At 36.8% G+C, this 24076-nt stretch carries 21 protein-coding genes; 12 read left to right on the top strand and 9 right to left on the bottom strand.

Annotation, left to right across the window (positions count from 1 at the left end):
* Window positions 1-112: 112 nt before the first annotated feature.
* Both HMPREF2846_RS02690 and HMPREF2846_RS02685 read left to right on the top strand, forming a co-directional pair.
* Entirely contained in the window at window positions 113-955 is an 843-nt protein-coding gene (locus HMPREF2846_RS02690) for a zinc ribbon domain-containing protein (protein WP_070625577.1), read from the top strand.
* Window positions 955-2253, top strand: a complete 1299-nt coding sequence (locus tag HMPREF2846_RS02685) for a TcaA second domain-containing protein (protein ID WP_070625575.1) — start codon at window positions 955-957, stop codon at window positions 2251-2253. Before HMPREF2846_RS02690 ends, HMPREF2846_RS02685 begins: the two co-directional genes overlap by 1 nt.
* A 160-nt stretch (window positions 2254-2413) precedes the next feature.
* On the opposite strand, the gene HMPREF2846_RS02680 is transcribed toward HMPREF2846_RS02685, so the two are convergent.
* From HMPREF2846_RS02680 to HMPREF2846_RS02660, 5 genes are all read right to left on the bottom strand, one after another.
* Complete coding sequence (locus HMPREF2846_RS02680) at window positions 2414-3607, bottom strand: hypothetical protein (protein WP_070625574.1); 1194 nt, start codon at window positions 3605-3607, stop codon at window positions 2414-2416.
* Window positions 3608-3894: 287 nt separating this feature from the next.
* Window positions 3895-5292 carry an MFS transporter gene (locus tag HMPREF2846_RS02675; protein ID WP_060804743.1) on the bottom strand — a complete coding sequence of 466 codons (1398 nt, stop codon included), beginning with the start codon at window positions 5290-5292 and terminating at the stop codon, window positions 3895-3897.
* 17 nt (window positions 5293-5309) lie between these two features.
* On the bottom strand, window positions 5310-8330 hold the full coding sequence (locus HMPREF2846_RS02670; RefSeq protein ID WP_070625572.1) for an NADH-dependent flavin oxidoreductase: 3021 nt from the start codon (window positions 8328-8330) through the stop codon (window positions 5310-5312).
* Between the two features lie 251 nt (window positions 8331-8581).
* Complete coding sequence (locus tag HMPREF2846_RS02665; RefSeq protein ID WP_070625570.1) at window positions 8582-9502, bottom strand: FAD:protein FMN transferase; 921 nt, start codon at window positions 9500-9502, stop codon at window positions 8582-8584.
* A 115-nt stretch (window positions 9503-9617) separates the two neighbouring features.
* Window positions 9618-10307 (bottom strand): zinc-ribbon domain-containing protein, encoded by a 690-nt coding sequence (locus tag HMPREF2846_RS02660; RefSeq protein ID WP_070625567.1) that lies wholly within the window; start codon window positions 10305-10307, stop codon window positions 9618-9620.
* Between the two features lie 315 nt (window positions 10308-10622).
* Here HMPREF2846_RS02660 and HMPREF2846_RS02655 point away from each other — a divergent pair, with 315 nt between their 5' ends.
* Entirely contained in the window at window positions 10623-11675 is a 1053-nt protein-coding gene (locus HMPREF2846_RS02655; protein WP_070468887.1) for a 2,3-butanediol dehydrogenase, read from the top strand.
* A 147-nt stretch (window positions 11676-11822) separates the two neighbouring features.
* On the opposite strand, the gene HMPREF2846_RS02650 is transcribed toward HMPREF2846_RS02655, so the two are convergent.
* On the bottom strand, window positions 11823-12245 hold the full coding sequence (locus HMPREF2846_RS02650) for a cupin domain-containing protein (protein ID WP_002480187.1): 423 nt from the start codon (window positions 12243-12245) through the stop codon (window positions 11823-11825).
* A gap of 208 nt (window positions 12246-12453) precedes the next feature.
* Between HMPREF2846_RS02650 and HMPREF2846_RS02645 the strand changes: the two genes are divergently transcribed.
* The 5 genes from HMPREF2846_RS02645 (at window position 12454) to HMPREF2846_RS02625 (ending at window position 17439) form a co-directional block, all read left to right on the top strand.
* On the top strand, window positions 12454-13947 hold the full coding sequence (locus HMPREF2846_RS02645) for a catalase (protein WP_002480188.1): 1494 nt from the start codon (window positions 12454-12456) through the stop codon (window positions 13945-13947).
* A gap of 45 nt (window positions 13948-13992) precedes the next feature.
* Window positions 13993-14319, top strand: coding sequence for a hypothetical protein (locus HMPREF2846_RS02640; protein WP_061055051.1), 327 nt, complete (start codon window positions 13993-13995; stop codon window positions 14317-14319).
* A gap of 286 nt (window positions 14320-14605) precedes the next feature.
* Complete coding sequence (locus HMPREF2846_RS02635) at window positions 14606-14929, top strand: APC family permease (protein ID WP_371099729.1); 324 nt, start codon at window positions 14606-14608, stop codon at window positions 14927-14929.
* Window positions 14892-16274, top strand: a complete 1383-nt coding sequence (locus HMPREF2846_RS02630; protein ID WP_070625563.1) for an NAD-dependent succinate-semialdehyde dehydrogenase — start codon at window positions 14892-14894, stop codon at window positions 16272-16274. The genes HMPREF2846_RS02635 and HMPREF2846_RS02630 overlap by 38 nt, the downstream gene beginning before the upstream one ends.
* Window positions 16275-16590: 316 nt before the next feature.
* Window positions 16591-17439 carry an SAM hydrolase/SAM-dependent halogenase family protein gene (locus HMPREF2846_RS02625; protein WP_070625561.1) on the top strand — a complete coding sequence of 283 codons (849 nt, stop codon included), beginning with the start codon at window positions 16591-16593 and terminating at the stop codon, window positions 17437-17439.
* A gap of 148 nt (window positions 17440-17587) precedes the next feature.
* On the opposite strand, the gene HMPREF2846_RS02620 is transcribed toward HMPREF2846_RS02625, so the two are convergent.
* The 3 genes from HMPREF2846_RS02620 to HMPREF2846_RS02610 form a co-directional block, all read right to left on the bottom strand.
* A complete protein-coding gene (locus HMPREF2846_RS02620; RefSeq protein WP_070625559.1) occupies window positions 17588-18478 on the bottom strand; it encodes a CPBP family intramembrane glutamic endopeptidase in 891 nt (296 codons plus the stop codon).
* A 232-nt stretch (window positions 18479-18710) separates the two neighbouring features.
* Window positions 18711-20048: a persulfide dioxygenase-sulfurtransferase CstB gene (cstB, locus tag HMPREF2846_RS02615; RefSeq protein ID WP_070625557.1), complete on the bottom strand. Its 1338-nt coding sequence runs from the start codon at window positions 20046-20048 to the stop codon at window positions 18711-18713.
* A 37-nt stretch (window positions 20049-20085) separates the two neighbouring features.
* Window positions 20086-21141, bottom strand: coding sequence for a DsrE/DsrF/DrsH-like family protein (locus HMPREF2846_RS02610; RefSeq protein WP_070625555.1), 1056 nt, complete (start codon window positions 21139-21141; stop codon window positions 20086-20088).
* Window positions 21142-21291: 150 nt separating this feature from the next.
* Between HMPREF2846_RS02610 and cstR the strand changes: the two genes are divergently transcribed.
* From cstR to HMPREF2846_RS02590, 4 genes are all read left to right on the top strand, one after another.
* The gene (gene cstR, locus HMPREF2846_RS02605; protein ID WP_002480195.1) at window positions 21292-21552 is read left to right on the top strand and encodes a persulfide-sensing transcriptional repressor CstR; all 261 of its coding nucleotides are present in this window, start codon (window positions 21292-21294) and stop codon (window positions 21550-21552) included.
* On the top strand, window positions 21552-22307 hold the full coding sequence (locus HMPREF2846_RS02600; protein WP_070625552.1) for a sulfite exporter TauE/SafE family protein: 756 nt from the start codon (window positions 21552-21554) through the stop codon (window positions 22305-22307). The genes cstR and HMPREF2846_RS02600 overlap by 1 nt, the downstream gene beginning before the upstream one ends.
* Before the next feature lie 197 nt (window positions 22308-22504).
* Window positions 22505-23035 (top strand): TetR/AcrR family transcriptional regulator, encoded by a 531-nt coding sequence (locus HMPREF2846_RS02595; RefSeq protein WP_070625550.1) that lies wholly within the window; start codon window positions 22505-22507, stop codon window positions 23033-23035.
* Window positions 23036-23188: 153 nt separating this feature from the next.
* The gene (locus HMPREF2846_RS02590) at window positions 23189-24076 is read left to right on the top strand and encodes a beta-keto acid cleavage family enzyme (protein ID WP_023014809.1); all 888 of its coding nucleotides are present in this window, start codon (window positions 23189-23191) and stop codon (window positions 24074-24076) included.

Genomic DNA, 24076 nt, shown 5'->3' with positions numbered 1-24076 from the left:
TAACTTTAATTGTGTTATAGATATTGAAAAATGAGTGTGCTACTATGACATTAATCACACAAAATGTTGTGTATTATTTTTTATATTTAATTAAAAGTTAAGGGGGATTAACATGAAATGTCCAAAATGCGGAGCACCTGTTGAACAAGACGATCGTTTCTGCGGAGAATGCGGAATCGATTTAACTAAAGTATCAGCTGTTTCCTCACAAAATTCTACTGAATCAGAATCATCTCAAGCATTACATAACCACAATGAAAATGAACCAACACACTCTAATCAACAACCTAGTTTCGACAAAGAAAAATTTAATCAACATGCGAATGAAATTAAACACGAAGGGACGAGTTTCTTTTCACAACTCTTCAAATCACACGACAGTGTGATTGCAGGTACTAAATCTTTCTCACTTAAATTTATCGGCATACTCTCTGCAGTATTTTTAATTTTGACACTGATTGTTTTAGCTATCTTCGTTCCAAGCGAAGTTAACTACATTGGATATGGCGTTACGAAATCAGGTATTGTCACAAAATCATTCTTCGGTATTTTATTGTTCTTAGTTATTTCTTATGGATTACTTGCTGGTGTGACACGTCTAGTAGTTAAAGACAACATCAGTTTTGCGAAGATTCTGTCTGACTTTGTATTCATTAATACTTTTTCATTCATTTTCTTCATTTTAGGATTACTGTTACTAAGAGGCGAAATTTATTCAATCGGTTCATTCCTATTATTACTAGGAATTGTCAGCTTCTATGCATCAGCCGTTTATCTCATCACGAAATACTCTAGTTACCATACATTACGTATTCCAGTATTCTTCGGTATCATCATCTATATTGTCGTTCAATTCATTGTACTATCAATCTACGGTGAAATGCTTCGAAATACATTTGTAGATATCTTTGGAAGTATGCTTGAAGACCTGTTTAGATTTGGAGGTGGTTTCTAGTGAAGTTCTGTCGTAATTGCGGACACAAACTTAAAGAGGGACAGAAAGTTTGCCCACAATGCGGAACACCCACGAATCAAACACCTAAGCGCTCTAATCAAAACTATCACTCAGCACCACGCCAACCACAATCTAAAAAGATGTGGGTAATCATCGGTATTATTGCCGCAATCATTATTGTTTTACTGATACTCTTCTTTGTTGGTAAACAACAAGCAAGTGTCACACATCAAGCAGATCAAGTCGCAGACGCGATTAAAGATAAAGACCCAAATAAAGTTAAAAAGTATGTCACGTCAGACGGTAAAAAGCTAAGTAAAGATGAGGCTAAAGCTTTTCTTGATATCTTAGAAGGTGGAAAACTTTATAAAACCGTCGGTAATGAAGTTAAGGAAAAAGGCGAAAGCATGAAACGTAATCATAAGTACAGTGATACTGTTAAATATGATAGCGAAACAATTATGAACATCGACCAAGATGGAAAGAAATGGCTCTTCTTTGATGATTATAAATTTGATATTCCAAACTACTCTATTAGTATGGATGATATTTCAGATGGTGGCACAATTACTTATGAATACGAAGGCAAGAAACACAAAGTAGATAGTAATGGTCATATCGGCTCGTTCCCACTTGGTCTTTATGAGTTAAAAGCTACTAAGAAAGTTAACGACAAAGACTATAAAGGACAACTTCAAATCTATGCATCACAACATTCTAGTCTTGCTCACTCAAACTTTGATCAAATCAAATTCAATGTTGAGTTAGATAATTACAGTATTAACGAAGAAGATACAACACTCTACATCAACAACAAACCACATGACTTCGACTCTTCTACTGATTATGGTCCATATCCGCCAGATGAGAAAGTTGAAGTCTACGCAGTAGCTGATGTTGAAGGTAAGAACTTCACATCAGACAAACAAGTAGTGAAATTCGAAGGAGATTCAGAAAGTCCAGAAACAGTAAAACTTTCTTTCGACGACGATGCAATCGATAAACAAATCGATAAAGCATTAGAAAAAGAAATGAGCAAAGATGACGATGATGACGAAAGCTCAGACGAAAAAGTCACACGTGAAAACGTCATCGACGTTGTAGAATCATTCGAAGGCAGCACTCTTGATACAGACACTTACACATATAAAGAACCAGAAAAAGATGGAGACGACTGGGGATTCTCATTCACAGATAAAGACGGTGACCTTGCCGGATCTTACATCATTGAACCAGACAAATACGTCACTAAATATGACGAAGACGGCGAAGAAATCGACTCTGGCTACGGAAAATAATTTCATATAACTATTAAAGCTGCATGACCTTGAAATTAAGGGCATGCAGCTTTTCATTACTTTCTAAAATAATATATCCTATTCTGATTTATACTTATAATTTATGTTACACCTATCTATGTCAGTCAAAGTCAGAGACACTAATATCTACTCAATACTTCTAGCTATTTTCTTCGATAATATTATTTAACTCATCCACAAATGGTTGCATTTTCAGCTCTTCTAAAAGGGCATCAACAGCTTTATCTACTTTCTCCTGAGGATTTTCTGCAAGACTATCATATGTTTTGATATTCTTTTTTGAAAGTGCTGCACTTGAATTACTAAAGTGGAAAAGTGATGGTTTTATATTTTCTTTAAAATTTATCTCTTGTTCTTCTGCGTTTCTTTCTAAGATATATCTCCATCCATTCTTACCCTTTGGTCTGAATGCTCTGAATACAGCTATTGTATCAGTATCTCTTATAATTTTTTCAGTAATTAAACTAGCAATTTTAGAAGTACTCGGCAAATCCACTAATTTTTTTCTGTATGCATTTACAATATCTTTCGCACCATTTGAACGATATGGAATCATTTCTATATTACAAATCGCTATTTTCTCAACTGCATGGTTAAACTCTTGTTCAACGTTATAGTTTAAGCTTTTTTCTTTAACAATACCCTTAACTTTTTCTATTTTTTCAAACAAATTATAATAATATCTCATGCTATTTTGAAAGCCGTTGCTTTTTAGCCCGTTATCCATAAAAGCTTTTGAATAGTATGCAAACAGATAGTATGCAATCTTTTTAACGACGGCTCCATTATAAGAGTTCTTACTTAACTTTCCATTTTTGTTACGATTTAGAAGCACTTCACGATCTTCTTTAAAGATTTTATATAGTTTTTTTAGTTCTTGAGCCATGACATTTTCAACTGAAATCACATGTTCTAAATAGAAGTTAAGATTTTCACTGTATTCCTTTGATTCAAAGTTAACACCATCTACACCAAGATTTCTTTCTTCTTTTTTCTCTTCCTCAACATATTCAGTGATGTCTTTACACTCATTTCCTATCCCTGTTCTCATTTGTGTTCCTGGATTAAATAAACCAAATATAAACTTAGCCTTGTCAATATCCCCAAGAATTTGATTTGGAATGCCCCAACGCACAGCATTACATCCATTTTCCTTTATATAAGGTGCATCTTCTGGATGTACCCAAGAGAAGTGATCACTATTTCCATTAGACTGATATAACTCAATATACTCTCGTGCTTTTTCTCTAATATCATAGTCTCCATGATTACTCCAAAAATCTTGTAAAGCTTCAATAGATTGTCTTAAATTATCTTGTTCATTGTTTGTCATTAAAATCTCCTCTTCTCTGTCTTTAAGTATTATTAAAGTATAAATAAATTTCGTTCAATTCATTTAATTATGGCAAATAATGAGGACAAGAGATGTCCATTAAACAATCTTTTTTAAGATTTTGTTAAGCCATGATTTTGTGTGTGTTATCAAACACTTATTGATTGGTGCACAAGGCAGTCTCACGCTTGTCTGAAGTGAGTATGACGGCCGTATAAAATTGAGTTATTCGCATTAAAAAAGAACCACTAACCTGTATAGATTAGCAGTTCTTGTGTCATATTATTTTATTGTTTCTCCATTTTTCCTTTCGGTATTGTCACAAAGGATGCGACGAATGCGCTAAGCATTACGGCTGCACCTACAACGAAGGCAATACCTGCTGAGAATTCTGGTGTATGATTTGGTGCGAGTGATGAGTAGACTGTCGTCAGGATTGCGATACCGAATGCGGCACCGAGTGTTGATGACATTTTAATGATACCTGAGGCAACCCCTACTTTTTCAGCTGGAACACTCGTTAATGCTGTATCAAGAACTGGTGTCGCGAAGAAACCAAGTCCGAGTCCAATGAATAAGAATCCGATGACTGAAACGATGATATAAACTACGTCTGGTAAGAATACTGTTGAGATAAGCAGTATACCTACTGCGATAGAAATCGGTCCTGCAAGCATTGGGAATCTTGGTCCTTTACGTTGTAAGTAACGTTCACCAATACGAATCATAGATAAGCTTCCGATTAAGTAAGTGATTGTGACGAAACCTGCTTTTAATCCTGAGAAACCTAATCCTGCTTGTGCATAGATATTAAATAATGCGAGTGATCCGATAACTGTGTTTAACAAGAAGTTCGCTGATACTGTACCGATATACGTTTTATTAGAGAATACACTGAAGTCGATAAACGGTTGATGTTTTTGTCTTTCATAGAAGTAGAAGACAAAGACTGAAATAACGAAAATCGCATCGAGTGTTAAAGTAATCGGGTTCAACCAACCTAATCTTGTTCCTTGTGTTGTAACTACGTTGATACTTAACATCATAATTAAGAAGATAGCAATCCCTACAACGTCGAACTTCATATTTTTAGCGCCAGGCTCTTTTGATTCTGGAACTCCTCTAAATAAGTAGAGCGCGACGAATGATAGGATAATTGATAATACGAAAATCCATTTCCATCCAAAGAATGTTGCGACAAGTCCTGCGAAGAATGACGCGATACCTGTTCCGCCATATGATCCGAATGACCAGAAACTTAACGCTTTTTGACGTTCTTCGTCATGATAGAACTGATTAATAATCGCAATCGTTGCCGGCATTAAACATGCGGCTGATAAACCTTGTAAGACACGGCCGATAATCAACAGTGCAGGAATACTTGAGATAATGACGGAAATAGATCCGACAATACTCAAGATAATTCCGACACGTGTCATTTTCACACGACCTAGCTTATCCGCTAAGCCACCTGCTACAACAATGAAGATACCTGTGAACAGTGAAGTTAAACTGACTGCAATATTCACGACAGTCATATCAATGTTGTAATCTTTTTGAACATGCGGTGCAATGTTCAAGAAGGATTGCGCGAATAACCAATACGTGAGGATGGATAAGATAATCGCAACGATGAGCTGTGTACCTGGTTTAAATGCTTGATGTTGTTTCTTATTTTGTGCCATTACTTGTTCCTCCTCATTTAGTGATTTTTAATAATGCTTTGACCTGCGATACGACCGTAAGTGAAGATGTCCGCAAGTGCGTTACCACCTAAACGGTTACCCGCGTGGATACCGCCCGCAACTTCACCTGCTGCGTATAAACCTTTGATTGGGTTGTTATCGATATCAATGACTTGTGCAGTTGTATCGATTTTCAGACCGCCCATTGTATGGTGAACTGCTGGTTTACGTGGTGTAGCGTAGAATGGTGCACGTTCAATCTTAAGATCGAATGCGTTCTTACTGAAGTCATCATCATGACCTTTATCCACGAAGTCGTTATAACGTTCAATTGTTTTCACAAAGTGGTCTGGGTCCATATTTAATTGTCTTGCTAAATCTTCAAGCGTATCTGCTTTATAAAGCACTTTTTCTTCAATTTCTTTATCAATTTTTTCTTGAGATGTGTTCATCGCAAGTTCTTTAATGTTTTCATCAGCAATGATGTAGAACAAGCCATCTTTTTGGTCTAATGCTGCTTTAGATAAGACGTCACGGCTTTCAAATTCGTTGACGAAACGGTCACCGTCTTTGTTGACGAAGACGAAGTTAGATGGTGTCACAATTAAGCCTGTGAATAATGCACCTGTTTTAGGGTCAGAAATCGGCATCATTTGTGAGAAGCCCATGCCGACTAAGTCAGCACCTACTTGAACACCTAATTTAATACCGTCACCTGTGATTGCTGGTGAGTTTGTTGTTTTAATATCATCAGGAATGTTATCCCAATATGTGTTATATTGTTGAATCATTTGTGTATTCGCACCGAATCCGCCTGCGGCGATAACCACACCATAACGTGTATGGATTCTAACTTTCGCACCATTATGTTTCGTTGCTTCTACACCGACAATTTTACCGTCTTCTTTAATCAGACGATCCGCTGTTGTTTCAGTCATGATTTGACCATGGTCCTTACGAACATAGTCACTTAGTGATTCAATGAACTCTAAACCTTGAGCTTTCATTGGTTTATGTCCACGTCTCCATAAAGCACCTACAGGCATATCTACAATTGTTCTATCGAAGTGTACGCCTTTTTCAGTTAACCATTTCACTGATTCTAAGACATTGTCTGTTAATGTCTTAACTAAGTCATATTGGCCTGTGATGACTTTACCGTTTCTATCCGCACGACGTCCGCCAAGGTACGTTTGGATACGGTGTAATTCAATAGAGTCGAACAAGTAATCTTGTCCTTCTTTTTGTGTTTCTAAATATTCTTTGATTTGTTGTTTCAATGTACGGAAGTCTTCAAGGTATTCTTCTTCAATGTCATTTTCATCATGGTTCATTAACGCTTCTAGTGTTTCTTGTTCACCATGTAATGATGGGAATGTATTTTGCCATGAAGGTTCAGGCGCGTTCACTTGGCCACCTGTACGGATTGTGTTACCGCCAATAGCTGCGAATTTCTCAAGCATAATCACTTCTTTGCCTTGTTCTAAGACTGAAGCTGCTGCACTTAAACCAGCACCACCTGTACCGATGACTACAACATCTGTTGTTTCTTCGATAGTTTCGTCTGACCATTCTACAACTGGTTTTGGACGCGCACGTAAGATGTCTGGATTTTCGCCTGCTTGTTTAATCGCTTCTGCCACACCTTCAATAACCGCTTCACACGTCACTGTCGCACCAGAAATCACATCTACGTTCAATGTTTGACCATTAATGATTTCATTTGGTAAACGTTCAAACGCTGGGTTTGCGATACCTTCTGATTCATTACTGTCATCTACTTCAATAGACACGATTTCATCTTCAGAGAACACAACTTTCATTGGTAAGTTCGCATTGTGTCCTTGTGCGAAGACTTCATACGTACCTGGGTTATATTTAACCTTTTTATTTTGTAACGCTTTTAAGCGTTCATATTTACGTTGTTCTTCTTCTTTATCGACAATCATGAAGTCCATTACTTTCCATAACGGAGATGGAATGTGTAATAAACGTTGATCATGAATATCTACGAAATCTTCAACTTTTTCATTCTTTTCAATCTTTTCAGCCCAATGTGGCTCAACTAAATAAGCTTTACCTACGCTGACTAAATCGTATCCAAGTTCTAATGCTTCTTCAGCATCTTCACGTTGACCGATACTACCAACACCCATAATTGGAATGTCAGCTAATGTATCGCTTTGAAGTTTTAAATATTTTGAAATTAATGGTTCTTTATCCGCTGTATCTACAATAGATGTACGTTTATAGCTGTTCGCAGAAATATGGAAGTAATCTGGATGTGCTTCTGCTAAAGTATTTAAAAGATACATTGTATCGTCAAAACGGATACCTGGTTCTTCTAATTCTTCTGGTGAGAAACGGTAACCGATAATGAAGTTTTCAGCACCATTATCTTTTGCTGCTTTTTGTACTTCTTTCAAGACAGCCATTGGGAAATTCGTACGTTTTTGTCTGCTTCCTCCCCACTCATCTGTTCTACGGTTACTGTGAGGTGAGAAGAATTGTTGTAAGAGATATGTGTTCGCACCATGAATTTCAACACCATCATAACCCGCTTCAATTGCTCTTCTTGTTGCTTCACCGAATTGGTGAATCATATCTTCAACTTGTAACGCTATCATTTCACGAGGTACTGCCGCATTTGGACGAAGTGCCGCAACCGGACTCGCTGAAATTGGAGTCGCACCCCCGTTTAATTTAGGATCAGCCATTCTCCCTGCGTGATATAACTGTAAAATTGCTTTAGATCCATTTTCGTGAATCGCATCTGCTAAACGTTTTAAACCTGGAATCTTTTCATCTGTATCTATGCCGATAGCACCTGGGAAGCCACGGCCGTTGTCCATTACGAAACAACTTTCTACAATAATCGCACCCACTTTACCAGAGCGGTGTTTATAGTAATCAATCATCTCTGCCGTTACTGATCCATCAAAGTAAGCTGATTGGATGGTCATAGGTGCCATTGTAATCCTATTATCTAATTCAGCTCCTGAAGCTAATTTAACCTTTTCAAATAATGACTTTGTCATACCCTCTTCTCCTTTGTGAATATTTTCACATGATACCGCAAAATTTTTTCTCATACTTAGCATATGAGAAGTTAACGCGTATCAAGTGATTCATTTTTTATATTTACCTTTGATTCACTGAAAGTATAACATAGAAAGAAAGTTTGTGAAATAGTTAACAAGATAAATTTAAATTATTTTTACAATCACTTATTTTAGTATCTTTATCAATTCACATGGTGATTTAAGCATCGAATCACCATGTGATTATATTAAATTAATGTAAGATGCGTCATGCGTTGTGTTGTGAAGACTTCACCATCTTTACTGATAATCACCGCTTCAATACCAGGAATTTCATTCAACACCGCAATCGCTTGATTAATCGACATCGCAAAACATACAGTTGTCCAAATCTCTCCATCAATAGATTGATCAGAAACAATCGTTATACTAGCAATGTCCCCTTCTACTGGATAACCTGTTTTTGAATCTAAAATATGATGATACAGTTTGTCACCTTTATAGAAATAACGTTCATAAATACCAGAAGTCACTACAGATTGACCTGCGATTTCTACTACACCTACTAATCCTCCACGTTCAGAATCAGGTTGTTGAATCCCTACTGTCCACTTATCTTTATTTATAGGATGACCAATCGTTAAGACATTACCACCTAAATCAATAATGCCTGTTTGTACACCTTGTGAGACAAAGTAATCTTTTAATCGATCCGCAAAGTAACCTTTCGCAATGGCACCTAAATCAATTTCCATCCCTGGCACTTTTAAATAAACTGTATATGCTTCATGATCTAATACTACATTTTCTGGTTGGATTTTTTGTAAACGCTCTTGAATGTCAGATTCATTTGGTAATTGAGCGTCTTTAAAACCGATTTTCCATAATTTAACTAATGGTCCAATCGTCAGATTGAACTTAGAATCAGAAGACAGACTGACCGCATGTGCTTGTGCAATCAATTCAAATAAATCTTCATCTACTTGTACAGGTTTAATGCCTGCATTTTGATTTACATGCATTAAATCTGATTTATCATCATTTGCGCTAAAGCGTTTTTCATAGTCTTTCAACATCTCTTCAGCATGGTTTAATAGTACTTCCGCTTTAGGATGTTCAATTTGTAGGGTAATACGTGTCCCCATGAGGTTTAATACTTTCTGTTTCATTTCAGCAACTCCTCAATACATAACGATAGATTTATCTTTATACTATCAAACTCTCTTTCATTCTCGAAATTCAAATTAAAAAACGACACTCCTTTTTAAGAAATGTCGTTTTAAATTAAATCTGTGGAATATTTTCAATGGCTTCAATCATATTGTCTTTTGTATATACCTTAATACTGAATCCATTATCTTTCAGCGTATCGTAATACCATATACTTCCATGGTCTATATCAGGTGCGTTATGAAAACTTGTAAACTCAGTTTCAGACATATGAGATGGAATCACAAAGACGTGATCAATTTTATTGTCATTATCATAGCTGACACCCATATCGCCATATAATTCAACTTTGTTTCCACGAACTTCTTTTGTACCTTCTGGTTTACCGAATGTACTTTGTACATCTGATTTAGATTGACCAATTTCAAAGCCTTTATAGCCATGTGTATTCGATGATTTCATAAAGTTTTGACTAAACTCCGTTGAATTCACATTGACTGAGATTTTATCTGTGTCTGGCAAGTTATGTTGCGTAGCTTGTTCATGATTATTTGCGCTTTGTTGATGGTTTCCTGAACCTCCGCTATAGAAATAAAAAGCAAGATAAGCGCCGCCTATGATTAAAGCTAAGATAACTAAGCCTAACAGACTCCAACCGATGACTTTCCAAGGTGAAACTGATGTACGCTCGTGTAGAATTTCAGAACGTGAAAATTCATGATAATCTCTGTTTTCTTTACCGCAATTTGTGCAATAGTGTTCATCTGGTGCTAAAGGTTTCCCACAGTTTGTACAGTACTTCATAACGCTTTTCCCCTCACGTTTATTGTTATCTTTATTATAGTTGATAAAAACATACACTGCTATATCATTAAATATTCAATTCAACTTTTTATCTTAAATTGTATTAAACGCTACGCTTTCACGCACTATTTCAACTTAATATCAATCTACTCAAAAAACATTGTTCCACGCATAAATTAGCGATATAATTATATTAAAGAAAACCATTTCATCCAAGCGTCACAAGGCTTTAGACAAGTTACCCAGCATCAAGATATTCACAACAATTCCAATCAATTAACCCATTGGAATTATAGAAAGGGAGCGTTTTATTTTATGAAAGCAGCTGTATGGTACGGACAAAAAGATGTACGTGTTGAGGAACGTGAAATCAGACCATTAAAAGACGATGAGGTACGCGTTAAAGTATCTTGGACAGGTATCTGCGGAACAGATTTACATGAATATTTAGAAGGACCTGTATTTATCGCTGTCGATGAGCCAGATCCGTTATTAGGTCAAAAAGCACCTGTTACTTTGGGTCATGAATTTTCAGGTATAGTCGAAGAAGTAGGTAGTGAAGTTACTGAATATAAAAAAGGTGATCGTGTAGTAGTTAACCCTACTGTTTCTAAACACGAAAAAGAAGAAAACATCGATTTATATGATGGCTATTCATTTATCGGTTTAGGTGCAGATGGTGGTTTCGCATACTACACTAATGCACCTGAAGGTAATGTATACCGTTTACCTGATAATGTATCAGCTAAAGAAGGTGCTTTAGTAGAACCTACTGCAGTAGCTGTACAAGCCGTTAAAGAAGGCGAATTGTTATTTGGTGATACAGTAGCAGTTATCGGTGCAGGACCAATTGGTTTATTAAATGTCATCGCGGCAAAAGCTGCTGGCGCAAGTAAAATCTTTGTATTCGACTTATCTGACGAACGCTTAGCAAAAGCTAAAGAAGTCGGTGCTACTTACGCAGTAAACTCTGGTGAAGTAAATCCGGTAGAATTCGTTCGCGAACACACTGAAAATGGTGTAGATGTCACATTTGAAGTTGCTGGTGTAGCTGCTACATTAGCACAATCTATTTCTATGACACGCCCACGTGGTACAGTCGTTATCGTATCTATTTTCAGTCATCCAGTACAATTTGATCCAATGCAATTAACAAACACAGGTGTGAAATTAACATCAACAATTGCTTACACACCAACTACTTTCCAACAAACGATCGATTTAATCAGCGAAGGCAACTTAAATGTTAAACCAGTCGTTACAGATGAAATCGAATTAGAAGATATCGTTGAATCTGGATTTGAAAAATTAGTCAGCGATAAATCACAAGCTAAAATCTTAGTAAGATTAAATGGTGACCAAGCATAATAAAATAATAGGTATATCCAGTTAAGGTAGGGAGCACAGTCTTCCTGCCTTTTTATATTGAGTATATATTACTCTTTCTTTCAATTTAAAAAACGACACTCCTCTTTCAAGAAATGTCGTTTTCCTTATATATGATGATGTGTGTTATTAATGTTCGTTCGGATCATTTTCTGCATCTTGGTGTGTTTTGTGTACAGTACCGAATTTATGGTCTGGACCACCGTAGATTGAGTAAAGTTTTAATGGTTCGTCACCTTTGTTTGTGACGTTATGCCATGTATCTGCAGGAACGATAATCGCATCGTCAGGGTTGACTTCTTTTTCGAAATTCAAATTGTCTTCTGTAGGACCCATTTGGCATAAACCTTTACCTTGTTCAACACGTAGGAATTGTTCAATACCATGGTGGATTTCTAAACCGATGTCATCTCCTGGTTGAATTGTCATTAATGTAACTTGAATATTTGAACCAGTCCAAATGGTAGTACGGTAGTTTTCATTTTCCAATGTCATACCTTCGATATTATCTACTACTGGTTTGTTACCTTGGTCTTCAAAATTATAAGTCATTTTAAAACCCTCCTTGATTTAATGCTTACATTTATATTGCACTCCGTTTTAATTCATTGAAACGACTTTTATAAAGAGTTCACAAATTCTTCAAGAACAGTTATTAATTTTTTCAAAGAACGAGTGCTATTCTTTATCAGTTTTTTAATGCGTCATGCTACAATCAATATAGATAGATTAGAATCATTCTAAATAAGGAGAGTTGAATATGAGTAAAGACAAATCAAAATTAACAGGTCTTTTCGGCCATCCCGTAGGAGATCGTGAAAACTCAGCAACAGCTGGTCCACGTGGCCCATTACTAATGCAAGACGTATATTTCTTAGAATTATTAGCACACTTCGATCGTGAAGTTATCCCTGAACGACGTATGCACGCTAAAGGTTCAGGTGCATTCGGGACATTTACAGTAACTAATGATATTACACAATACACAGATGCAAGCATCTTCGCAGAAGTCGGCAAACAAACACCTATGTTTGCACGTTTCTCTACAGTAGCTGGTGAACGCGGTGCAGCTGATGCTGAACGTGACATCCGTGGCTTCGCATTAAAATTCTATACAGATGAAGGTAACTGGGACCTTGTAGGTAACAATACACCTGTATTCTTCTTCAGAGACCCTAAATTATTCCCAAGTTTAAACCACGCAGTTAAACGTGACCCACGTACAAATATGCGCAGTGCACAAAACAACTGGGATTTCTGGACTTCATTACCTGAAGCATTACATCAAGTAACAATCTTAATGTCTGACCGTGGTATTCCTCGTGGCTATAGACACATGCACGGTTTCGGCTCACATACGTATTCTTTATTAAATAAAGATAACGAACGTGTATGGGTGAAATTCCACTTCCGTACACAACAAGGTATTGAAAACTTCTCACCAGAAGAAGCAGAACAAGTGATTGCGAAAGATCGTGAATCATCTCAACGTGACTTATTCGAAGCTATCGAAGAAGGCAACTTCCCTAAATGGAAAATGTACATTCAAGTCATGACAGAAGAACAAGCACGTAACCACAAAGACAATCCATTCGACCTAACTAAAGTTTGGTTTAAAGATGAATATCCATTAATTGAAGTCGGTGAGTTCGAATTAAACCGCAACCCTGACAACTACTTCATGGATGTTGAACAAGCAGCATTCGCACCAACTAACATTGTGCCTGGTATCGACTTCTCACCAGACAAAATGTTGCAAGGTCGCTTATTCTCTTATGGAGATGCTCAACGTTACCGTTTAGGTGTTAACCACTGGCAAATCCCAGTCAACCAACCTAAAGGTGTAGGCGTTGAAAACTTATGTCCATTCGCACGTGATGGTCAAGGTCGCTTCTTAGATGGCAACCAAGGCGGTAAAACACATTACTACCCTAACAGCACAGGCGCAATGGAAAGCCAACCAGGTTACAAACGTCCACCAATGGATGTCGTTGATGGTCCAGCTTATGAATACGACTACCGTGAAGATGACGATAACTACTTCGAACAACCAGGTAAATTGTTCAGACTACAAACACCTGAACAACAAGAACGCATCTTCCAAAACACAGCAAATGAAATGGAAGGCGTAACATTAGAAGTAAAAGAACGTCATATTCGTCATTGCTATAAAGCAGATCCTGAGTATGGTAAAGGTGTCGCAAAAGCAATGGGTATCGACATTAACAGTATTGATTTAAATGCTGAAGACTAAGCCGATTATTTCCTAGGCAATATATAAAGAAGAGGTAGCTTATTTATGATATTAGATAAAGTAAACCCAAATGACCTATTTCCAACCGAGTCACAACAAGCTTCAGTATTAGGCAAAATGGGTTATCCAATGAACGGTGAAATTAAAATCTTTGAAGCAGCTTACATCGCCACAAATGAACGTTTGATTTTAAATGTAGATATGGCTGGAGAGTTCTATTATCGCAACATCGCATACAATGAAATTAAAGCGATTGAACTCACAGAAGACACATTAAGTCTTACATTTGAAATTGGCACATTTAAATTAACTGATTTCAAACAAGATGAAGCTGAAAACTTTAAAGCCTATGTTACATCGCAAATAAAATAACTTTTAAAAGTTTTAGTGCAAGATCGAGGTACTACTAATTCTTTTAATAACAAAGAAGAAGCTATCGTCTTTTCCGAGTTGATAGCTTCTTTACTTTATTTATATTGGAATATGAATTCTTCTATTTTAATCATTTGATGGCTTTTCTGAAGAGTAATTACAAATTCTATTGTTTTCCAACAGTTTAGGTAAAATCATATAACTGATTCTTAATCTTGGGGGCAATGTTTGGGGGATCTTCCTAAGTAAATCACCCTATTATTTTTATCCCGCTTTAGTGTGGATTGTGGACGCTGGGGGTATTGGAGTAGTAATTGGTTATTTATTGGTTGCACTCTCTTTCTTAAAGTTAAGAAAAGCAGCACCAGATTTAAAACGACCTTATAAAATCAAGAATGGTAAAGCAATAGGTGTCATCGCAATTATTTTAAGTTTATCGTTCATCATTATTTACTTGCCAGGAATGCCATCTTCATTAATATGGCCTTCTGAATGGCTAATTGTCTTTGTTTGGTATGGAATTGCAGCGATTTTATATTATGTACAAAAAAGGAAAAATAAGGTGATAGAAAATGACAAAATTAGAAGTTTTGAACCCAGCAACGAATGAAGTGATTGAAACACTTGAGTATACGGATGAAGCTACAATGAATAAACAAATAGAAAAAGCACATGATGCCTTTCTATCTTGGCGTGAAGTAGATGCCCATACACGTTCTGAGAAACTATGGGCTTGGTCAAAATTAATTGATGAACATAAAGAGGAACTCGCTGAACTGATTACAAAAGAAGGCGGCAAACCTTTAAAAGAAGCTCTAGGTGAAGTTGATTATGCACGTTCCTACGTTGATTGGTATGCAGAAGAAGCAAAACGTCTATATGGACGTACTATTCCGGCAAATTCTGCTTCAAAAAAGATCATTGTTCAATCTTTCCCTGTCGGAGTTGTCGGTGCGATTACACCTTGGAACTTCCCTGCAGCAATGATTACTCGTAAAATGGCACCTGCTTTAGCTGCAGGTTGTACGATTGTATGTAAACCAGCGGTACAAACACCACTGACTACAATTCGTTTAGTAGAACTAGCACATGAAGCAGGCATCCCAAAAGACGCTATTCAATACGTTATTATATCTGGTAAAGATGCTGGACGTATTTTTACTGAAAGTCCAATCATTCAAAAAATTACCTTTACAGGTTCTACACCTGTCGGCAAGAAATTGATTGAAGGCGCTGCTAGTTCTGTTAAGAATGTCACTATGGAACTCGGTGGTCTAGCACCCGTAATTGTGCACAAAGACGCAAATATTGATGATGCTGTCGATCAAACAATCGCAACTAAATTCAGAAATGCCGGTCAAACATGTATTTGTGCCAACCGAATTTATGTACATGAGGATATTGTCGATACGTATGTAGATAAATTAATACAAAAAGTACATGAATTAAAAGTAGGTAACGGTTTAGATAAAGGAGTAGACGTCGGTCCGTTAATCAACCAAGATGGAGTAGATAAAGTCGTTCATCAAATTAAAGATGCAGAAGTTAAAGGCGGACAATTATCTCGTTCATTGGATGAAATTGAATCACTAGGCGGCAATTTCTTAAAACCAGTCGTCATTTCAAATGCGAATCAAGATATGGAAATTATGCATAAAGAAACATTTGGTCCTGTAGCGCCTGTTATGGCTTATGCTGATTTAGATGACGCAATCAAAATGGCGAATGACACTGAATTCGGTTTAGCTGCTTACTTCTTCACTAATAATTATAAAACTGGTTTCTACATCTATAATAATTTAGATTATGGTGTTATTGGATGGAACGATGGCGGCCCTTCTGCTGCACATGCCCCATTCGGCGGTATGAAAGAAAGTGGTTATGGCAGAGAAGGCGGCATTGAAGGTATTCAGCCATATTTAGAAACGAAATATTTATCTATCGGCGATATGTAAACGAGTTAAAAACAAGTAATAAATCAAGTCTCAAATAAAAAGTCGGTGAAAACCTTAAGTGTTTTCATCGATCTTTTATTGAGCCTATACGTACTACTAAAAATAATATTACCAATTAAAGTTAAACGCCTCCTCAGTTTTAAAACTGAGAAAATTTAAATACTAAGCGTATTTTTATATTGAATACCTAGTATTTTAAAAGGATATTGACTTTCATATGAAAAGGGCATAATATAGGCATACGTTTAAAGTTTTCAGATTTTTTAAATAATAAGTCCGTCATCTGAAGAATCACACATTAGAGGAGAGAATAAAGATGAGTAACAACTTAATTTTACAATCAGATTTTGGTATAGAAGACGGTGCAGTCAGCGCAATGAAAGGTGTTGCACGTATGGTCAGTGACAATATCTTCATCAATGATTTAACACATGACATTCCACCTTATGATATTTGGGTGGCTTCCTATCGTCTCTACCAGACTGTGAAATACTGGCCAAAAGGCACAGTCTTTGTTTCTGTCGTAGACCCTGGTGTAGGCAGTGATCGCAGAAGTATTGCTTGCTTGACCAAAACAGGTCACTATATCATTACACCAGATAACGGTTCACTGACACATATACTGCATTATGAAGGCATTGAATCAGTCATTGCGATAGATGAAGTCAAAAGTCGTTTACCGCATTCTGAAGAAAGTCATACTTTCCATGGTCGTGATATTTATGCCTATAATGGTGCTCGCTTAGCTGCCGGTCAAATTGAATTTGAAGATTTAGGCCAGTCTATTGATTTAGACTCAATCAAACAACTTCCAATCAATGATTCTAGACAAGAAGGCGATACACTCATCGGTTATATTGATGTCTTAGATATCCGCTTCGGCTCTCTATGGACCAACATTCCACTTTCTTACTTTAAAGAGAATGATATACACCATGGAGATAACCTGATTGTGACCATTTATAACCGTGAAAACAAAGTCTATCAAAACATCATGAAATTCGTACGTTCTTTTGCGGACGTCAATATTGGTGAACCTTTAGTTTACATTAACTCACTCGTTAATATAGGCGTTGCGGTCAACCAAAATTCATTTTCTAAACTCTATCATATTGGCACAGGAAATGACTGGCGTATCGAAATAACCAAAGGACCAACCTTCTAACCTCTACTAGTAATTCTTATAATGATTAAAATATAGTTGAATAAACGTAAAAGGAGAGCCATTGCTTAATATAGCTTGGCTCTCCTTTTCGAATTAACATATTTCGATATATTGTTATAAATCACCTATTTTATTAAATGTATGCTTCCTAATGGATTAATCCTTTTCGCTGACATAATTTCCATAAAATTACACAAGCGATAATACTAATTAATGTATCTATTAACCCACCTTCTAAACCAAAATTACCTCCATTTAATAAAGCTCTATTTTCAAATAAATCTGTTGTAAGTAAAGCATTAGGCATACTGGCTCCACTAACTTTAACTCCTAAAATAGGACCTTGTACAAAGTTCCATAAACTATGAGCGGCACCTGCTACCCAAATACTACCACTCCAATAAAAGAGTAACGAAAAGAATATGCCAGCTAGAAATAAATTGATTAAAGCTAAAATATCAATACCTGAATTTATTCCGTGCATTAATGAAAAGAATATCGAGTTAATAATAATACCGTAAACGACGCCTTTCTTGGCACTAAATGCATTCATGATTAGCGATCTTGTGAGTACCTCTTCAGTCATACCTTGTATTAAAAAGCCTATTAAATAACCGAAGATAATAAGTACGCTTGTGTCAGGGTTAAACACAGTTTGCGCGCCACCTGTTAGTAAACTTAATAGATAAACGACAATCAGCATGATACTTCCGATAGCTGCACCTAAACCATACTGTTTTATCCAATTTTGCTTATAAAAACCTAAAGACTCTGTTGATTTTTTCAAAATAAACTTATTCGCTAACAACAATACTAGTAATAATACCCCAAAGCTGCCTAGATTCGTAAGCGTATCAATTAACTGAGCGACTCCTGCCGGGAGTGACTTTTGATTGATAATAAGTGGTAATGATAAAAAAGTTGAAAGAAAATCTGATACAATCAGCGCAGCAACTGCAATTATTATCGCAATCCACGGCGACTTATTCCCCCACTCTTTTTGTGTCTGTTTCATACTTTGATTTAATTCAAACTGCATTACTTCCATCCCCTTTCTTGATGTTTTCTACTTTGATGTTTTAGTAGGTGAAAGTATAACTTCTAAAATCATAGCACAAAAATTTAAATAATTATATTAAAAGGTATTGTACTTTACACCTTCCTCACTTTTTTTATTTCAAGTTCTTATTGTTTTATTTGAACAACTAAAAAAACCGAACACCCTTAAACGAGTGCTCGGTTAGACTAGATTTTACCTATTTAATGATTACTTATTTTTTAAGAGAATCAGGAATTGCTTGGTAACCTTCTCTTACGTTAATCACATTTGTGAAGCCTTTATTTTCTAAGATACCGACTGCGATTGAACTACGTACACCTGATTGGCAATGTACATAGATTGGCGCATCTTTATCAAATGGAACATCAGCATCTAGTAATTTACCGTGTTTGATGTGTTTCGCTTGGTCAAGGTGACCTGCATCCCATTCATCATTTGTACGTACGTCTAATACATTTTCTTCTTTACCTGTCATGTCTGCACTGTGTACAGAAGGTGTCATGACATCGTATTTCGGTAATCGATAACCTGCGACACGATCATAACCGATTAATTGAAGTTGGTAAGCTGCTTGTTGTACTAAGTCGCGGTCACCGATTAAATCGATGTCTTTGTCGTAGTCAAGATACCAACCGATTTGGTTAATGAAACCTTTATCGAATGGAATATTGATTGTGCCGTATTCATGACCACCATGATACGCTGAGCGTGAACGTACATCGAATGCGAGACGGTCTGAATCTAGACTTGGATATACATCATATGGTGTATATAAGTCTGTTCCCATTTGGTTGATATATTTCATATGACCGAAATGATGTGGTGGATCAGGTTGTTCTGAAGTGAGCTGTTTCACGAATGCTTCTTTATCATTCACATTGAATGCCCAGTTGTTTACACGTTCATAACCGAGTGTAGATGTTGGGACAGCACCTAGTGATTTACCACAAGGACTGCCTGCACCATGACCGGGCCAGATTTGGATATAGTCTGGTAATTCACTCACTGATTGAATAGAATCATACATTTGTTTCGCACCTTTTTCAGTTGTGCCTTCAACTTGTGCTGCTTTTTCTAATAGGTCTGGACGACCGATATCGCCTACGAAGATGAAGTCACCAGTAAAGAGACCCATCGGTACTGAAGAGCCACCGCCTTTATCAGTGAGTAAGAAACTGATACTTTCTGGTGTATGACCTGGTGTGAATAACACTTCAATATCAATGTTACCTACATCAATATGATCATGGTCTTTCACAAATGTTGTGTTTTCAGGCATATTTTTGTAGCCGAATTGTTCTCCGCCTTCAGCTGAGACATACACTTGTGCGTTTAAGCGTTCAGCTGCATCACGGATACCTGATGCGAAGTCAGCGTGAATGTGTGTTTCAGCTGCTTTAGTAATTGTGAAGCCTTCATCATCTGCGACTTCAATATATTTAGATAAGTCACGTACTGGATCGATAATCATTGCTTCTCCTGTACGTTGACAACCGATTAAATAAGAGGCTTGTGATAATTTATTATCATAAAATTGTTTGAAAAACATTCTAAAACTCCTTTACTTATTTGTGTTTTGTCTCTCTTTAGATAAATAAGTTATGGCTTGCGTTTTGTGTGTCACCGATATAGCTTCCTACACCGCCGTATGACACTTCGTCACGTAATTCTTCTTTTTCAATGCCCATGACATCCATACTCATTGTGCAGGCAATCAATTTAATATCTTGTTCGATTGCTTTATCTAACAATGCTGGAAGAGAATCCACATTTTTCTTTTTCATTACATAACGCATCATTAAGTTGCCTAAGCCGAACATATTCATTTTAGATAACGGCATTTTCACTGGTGTTTTCGGCAACATCATATCGAACATTTTTGCGATACCTTTTTTCTTCACATTCGCTGGATTTTCTTTCTTCAACGCATTTAATCCCCAGAATGTGAAGAAGATTGAAACGTCACGACCTGCTGCTTTCGCACCATTTGCGATAATCAACGCAGCTAATGCTTTATCAAGTTCTCCGCTGAATAATACGATTGTTGTACCGTTTGCGGAATGTGAAACTTCCATTGCTTTTGGTTCTTCTTTTTGAATAATTGCTGTGACTTTTTCGTCATCTTGGTTAATACGTACTAGGGTATTACCTGTTTGTTTCACCCAGCTTTGAATGTCACTGTAGAAACCTGGGTCAGTAACTGTTGCTTCAACTTGATCACCTGGTTTAAGTTGTTTCATTTCTTGGCTTAAGTTCATGATAGGACCAGGACATTGTAAGCCACTGTAGTTTAATTGTTTGCGGTTATCTTTTACTTTCGTTTCTGTACTTTCTTTAACTTCTGTATTATCGTTACCTTCACTATAAGCCACATAACCGCCATCTAGATTTACAACGTCATAACCTTGTTTGTCTAGATACTCTGCAGCTTTTAGACTGCGTTTACCGCTTCTGCAGTAAATATAGTACGTTTTATCTTTCTTCTTATCGAACTGTTCTATTTGATCGACTGGATATAATTCCGCACCTTTAATGTGCCCGTCTGCGTATTCTTCAGGTGTTCTGACATCGATTAATTGTCCATCTTTTGCTAAACGTTCAAAATCTTTATTACTGAATTCATTAATGTGTTGTGTTTTCATATACTCCCGTGTTGCCTCCCTTTCAAAAATACCTATAGGGGTATCTTAAAACCTTTCAAGATAAATGTCAAATGCCCTAGGGGGTATTTGACAAAAATTCTTTTTCCAACTACAATAAAACTACTCAGTCTTAATATGGGGGTATTATGAATGAATTATGATCAAAAAATGATTAATCGTATTAAACGTTTACAAGGACAATTGAATGGCGTCGTGAAAATGATGGAAGAAGATAAAGATTGTAAGGATGTTATTACACAATTAAGTTCTTCTAAAAGCGCATTACAACGCTTAATGGCAGTGATTGTCAGTGAAAATTTAGTAGAATGCGTTAAAGCAGCAGAAGATAATAACGAAGATTCACAAGCCTTAATTGAAGAAGCAATCAACTTGCTTGTGAAAAGTAAATAATGGATATCGTGACTTTAATTACGATGCTCCTTATCGGAGTATTTGGCGGTTTAATTTCTGGAATGGTCGGTATAGGTGGCGCAATTATTATCTACCCCGCTATTCTTATCATTCCGAGCCTTTTAGGTCTTCACACTTACACACCTTATCTCGCTTCAGGACTCGCATCCAGCCAAGTATTCTTCAGTACACTCAGCGGTTCGATTAAAGCGAAAAGCAATCCAGAATTCTCATTAAAATTCGTACTGTACATGGGTGCTAGCACACTAATTGGGAGTACAGTCGGTGCTTTCTTTACACAATGGTTCAGTACGACTGCAGTAAATATTGTTTATATCGTGGTCGCAATTCTTGCGTTGGTGTTATTATTCATTAAAGTGAAACCGCAAGAAGGCACACCGCACTTAAACCGTATGTTACTCATCTTATTCGGCATTGGTATCGGGGCCATTTCTGGTATTGTTGGTGCAGGCGGCTCGTTCATGATTATTCCAGTCTTGCTCGTATTCTTTAAATTACCGATGAATACCGTCGTCGCAAACAGTATCGTAATCGCATTTATCTCATCTATCGGTTCCTTTGTGATTAAACTCTTCCAAGGCTTTATTCCTATCGCAGATGCGATTCCTTTAGTCATTGGTAGTATTATCTTCGCACCGATTGGTTTAATGATTGGTAAGAAATTACCAAGTGTTGTTCAAAAATGGATTATCAGTATATTAATAATCATCGCAGTCATTCAATTAATCTTTTAAATAGATGCCAAGTTCTGATATAGAGCTTGGTTTTTTATTTATACATATAGGTATCATGGTATAAAATAAGCGTCCATATAGGTGTAACCCTCTATTTAAAGCAATAACTCAGGGTTAAACTTGTTTCTGTGAAGTTTTACGCTAAAATTAATAGTGAAGCGTTAAAACTACCTAGCTATATAGAAAGTGGTGAAATAATGGCTAAGAATCAAAAGCGAGAGATGTTATTACGAGCAGCAGCCGATATTGTGAATGAACAAGGTGTCAGTGCCTTAACACTTGATGCCGTGGCACAACGTGCAGAAGTGAGTAAAGGTGGACTCCTCTATCACTTCAATACCAAACAAGCCTTAATTCAAGGTCTAGTGGACCATGCGAATGAACTTTATAAAGAAAATGTTAATCATTATATTGATAATGAAAAAGAAAGTAAATGGCTCCATGCCTTTATTGAGGCAACACGTGAACATCGTAAAGAAAACAAAGCTGTGACTTCTGCCATTCTAGCAGCACAAGGTAATGATCGTAATTTACTCGGTCCCCTACAAGAAACCTACCAAGATTGGCAAAACCATATTGAATCAGATGGTTTAGACGCAGTGGATGCGACGATTTATCGTTTAGCTGTAGATGGCTTATGGCTATCTGAAATTTTCGGTTTAACATCTATCGACGAAGACATGCGAGAAGCTGTCTTAGGTCGCTTAAAAGAATTAAGCAGTAAATAAATAGAGGTACAACCCTTGTCATGAGAGGCTCTTACAAAAAAGAGACTCTCTTTTTTTATTTTTCTTAAACAAAGGGGTTGAAATAAAACCGTCCAGTTGGTACACTAACAACCGTTGAAAAAAATAACTGAAACTCGGAGGGATAAATAGTCCATGAAAAAAGTAATGTTAACAGCAGCAATTACAGGCGCTGGCGACACAACAGAAAAAAATAAACATGTACCCGTAACACCTGAAGAGATTGCGGATGCCGCAATTAAATGTGCACGTGCAGGCGCAACAGTGGCACATATTCATGCAAGAGATCCAGAAACAGGTGGCGTAAGCCATGATGTTGAATTATATAGAGAAGCAGTACGTTTAATCCGTGAAGCAGATGAAGATATTGTGATTAATATTACTGCAGGCGGCGGTGGCGACTTCATCCCAGATATGCAGAACCCTTACCAAGCCGGAGAAGGTTCAGATATCCAAACACCAGATGAACGTCATGAGCCAGTTGGAGAATTATTACCAGAAATTTGTACACTAGACTGCGGTAGTGTCAACTTCGGAGATATGGTTTATATCAGCCCGACAGATTGGTTACGCCGTCAAGCACAATTAATCAAAGATGCAGGTGTAAAACCTGAATTAGAATGTTTCGATAGCGGTCATATCCGTTTTGCGAACCAATTAGTTTCTGAAGGTTTAATCGAAGGCGAACCAATGTATCAATTCTGCCTAGGTATTCCATGGGGTGCAGACAATGATGCAGAAACGATTGAATACTTCAAAACACGTTTACCAGAAAATGCTCATTGGTCAGCATTCGGTATCGGTAAAATGCAGTTGCCAACAGTAGAAGAAGCTGCGAAACGCGGCGGCAACGTACGTGTCGGCTTAGAAGATAACATCTATTTATCAAAAGGTGTTAAAGCGACAAACGAAGAACTAGTAGAAAAAGCAGTAGAAATCTTAAAAGGTTTAGATATGGAACCTATGACACCGCAAGAAGCGCGTGAAAAATACAATTTAACTCAGCCAAAAGGAGACAATTAA

It is taken from the genome of Staphylococcus sp. HMSC056G08 (assembly GCF_001812305.1).
GTDB classification, from domain to species: Bacteria; Bacillota; Bacilli; order Staphylococcales; family Staphylococcaceae; genus Staphylococcus; species Staphylococcus simulans.
The sequence above is the reverse complement of the archived record's forward strand: the minus strand, read 5'-3'. Positions and strand labels throughout refer to the sequence as shown.

Coding starts and splice junctions, on each gene's coding strand:
- HMPREF2846_RS02690 (WP_070625577.1), top strand. CDS start 113: ATGAAATGTCCAAAATGCGGAGCACCTGTTGAACAAGACGATCGTTTC.
- HMPREF2846_RS02680 (WP_070625574.1), bottom strand. CDS start 3,607: ATGACAAACAATGAACAAGATAATTTAAGACAATCTATTGAAGCTTTA.
- HMPREF2846_RS02675 (WP_060804743.1), bottom strand. CDS start 5,292: ATGGCACAAAATAAGAAACAACATCAAGCATTTAAACCAGGTACACAG.
- HMPREF2846_RS02670 (WP_070625572.1), bottom strand. CDS start 8,330: ATGACAAAGTCATTATTTGAAAAGGTTAAATTAGCTTCAGGAGCTGAA.
- HMPREF2846_RS02665 (WP_070625570.1), bottom strand. CDS start 9,502: ATGAAACAGAAAGTATTAAACCTCATGGGGACACGTATTACCCTACAA.
- HMPREF2846_RS02660 (WP_070625567.1), bottom strand. CDS start 10,307: ATGAAGTACTGTACAAACTGTGGGAAACCTTTAGCACCAGATGAACAC.
- HMPREF2846_RS02655 (WP_070468887.1), top strand. CDS start 10,623: ATGAAAGCAGCTGTATGGTACGGACAAAAAGATGTACGTGTTGAGGAA.
- HMPREF2846_RS02650 (WP_002480187.1), bottom strand. CDS start 12,245: ATGACTTATAATTTTGAAGACCAAGGTAACAAACCAGTAGTAGATAAT.
- HMPREF2846_RS02645 (WP_002480188.1), top strand. CDS start 12,454: ATGAGTAAAGACAAATCAAAATTAACAGGTCTTTTCGGCCATCCCGTA.
- HMPREF2846_RS02640 (WP_061055051.1), top strand. CDS start 13,993: ATGATATTAGATAAAGTAAACCCAAATGACCTATTTCCAACCGAGTCA.
- HMPREF2846_RS02630 (WP_070625563.1), top strand. CDS start 14,892: ATGACAAAATTAGAAGTTTTGAACCCAGCAACGAATGAAGTGATTGAA.
- HMPREF2846_RS02625 (WP_070625561.1), top strand. CDS start 16,591: ATGAGTAACAACTTAATTTTACAATCAGATTTTGGTATAGAAGACGGT.
- HMPREF2846_RS02620 (WP_070625559.1), bottom strand. CDS start 18,478: ATGCAGTTTGAATTAAATCAAAGTATGAAACAGACACAAAAAGAGTGG.
- cstB (WP_070625557.1), bottom strand. CDS start 20,048: ATGTTTTTCAAACAATTTTATGATAATAAATTATCACAAGCCTCTTAT.
- HMPREF2846_RS02610 (WP_070625555.1), bottom strand. CDS start 21,141: ATGAAAACACAACACATTAATGAATTCAGTAATAAAGATTTTGAACGT.
- cstR (WP_002480195.1), top strand. CDS start 21,292: ATGAATTATGATCAAAAAATGATTAATCGTATTAAACGTTTACAAGGA.
- HMPREF2846_RS02600 (WP_070625552.1), top strand. CDS start 21,552: ATGGATATCGTGACTTTAATTACGATGCTCCTTATCGGAGTATTTGGC.
- HMPREF2846_RS02595 (WP_070625550.1), top strand. CDS start 22,505: ATGGCTAAGAATCAAAAGCGAGAGATGTTATTACGAGCAGCAGCCGAT.
- HMPREF2846_RS02590 (WP_023014809.1), top strand. CDS start 23,189: ATGAAAAAAGTAATGTTAACAGCAGCAATTACAGGCGCTGGCGACACA.